The 978-nt window shown below is 60.9% G+C and carries 1 protein-coding gene; it reads right to left on the bottom strand.

Going from position 1 to position 978, the window contains the following annotated elements; translation table 11 throughout:
- A partial coding sequence (gene sufB, locus BGN91_RS12070) for a Fe-S cluster assembly protein SufB (protein ID WP_292613460.1) occupies positions 1-978 on the bottom strand: 978 nt, incomplete at both ends.

Genomic DNA, 978 nt, shown 5'->3' with positions numbered 1-978 from the left:
CTCGCCGCGCGAATTGTCGCCGCGCAGGATGCAGCTCGGATACTTCCAGGTGATGGCGGAGCCGGTCTCGACCTGGGTCCACGAAATTTTCGAATGCGCGCCGCGGCAGTCGCCGCGCTTGGTGACGAAGTTGTAGATGCCGCCCTTGCCCTCGGAGTTGCCGGGGTACCAGTTCTGCACCGTCGAGTACTTGATCTCGGCGTCGTCGAGCGCGACCAGTTCGACGACTGCGGCGTGCAACTGGTTCTCGTCGCGCTGCGGCGCGGTGCAGCCTTCGAGATAGCTGACATAGGCGCCCTTGTCGGCGATGATGAGCGTGCGCTCGAACTGGCCGGTGTTGCGCTCGTTGATGCGGAAGTAGGTCGACAACTCCATCGGGCAACGCACGCCCGGCGGGATGTAGACGAACGAGCCGTCGGAGAACACCGCCGAATTCAGCGTCGCGAAGAAATTGTCGGAGGTCGGCACGACGCTGCCGAGATATTTCTTCACCAGTTCCGGATGCTGCTGGATGGCGTGCGAGATCGGCATGAAGATCACGCCGGCCTTCTTCAGCTCCTCCTGGAACGTAGTCGCCACCGACACCGAGTCGAACACGGCATCGACCGCGACTTTCCGCTCGCCCTCGGGACGAACGACGCCTTCCAGCGCCTCGACCTCGCGCAGGGGAATGCCGAGCTTCTCGTAGGTCTTCAGGATTTCCGGATCGATCTCGTCAAGCGAGGCGATTTCCTTCTTCGGCTTCGGCGCGGCGTAATAATAAAGATCCTGGTAGTCGATCTTCGGATAATCGACGCGCGCCCAGTTCGGCTCCTGCATGGTGAGCCAGCGGCGATAGGCTTCGAGCCGCCACTCCAGCATCCAGGCCGGTTCGTTTTTCTTCGCTGAAATAAACCGGATGGTGTCTTCGGAAAGTCCCTTGGGAGCCTTCTCGGACTCGATGATGGTCTCGAATCCATACCGGTATTGATCGACGTC

This window comes from Nitrobacter sp. 62-13 (genome assembly GCF_001896955.1).
In the GTDB taxonomy this organism is placed as follows: Bacteria; Pseudomonadota; Alphaproteobacteria; order Rhizobiales; family Xanthobacteraceae; genus Nitrobacter.
The sequence above is the reverse complement of the archived record's forward strand: the minus strand, read 5'-3'. Positions and strand labels throughout refer to the sequence as shown.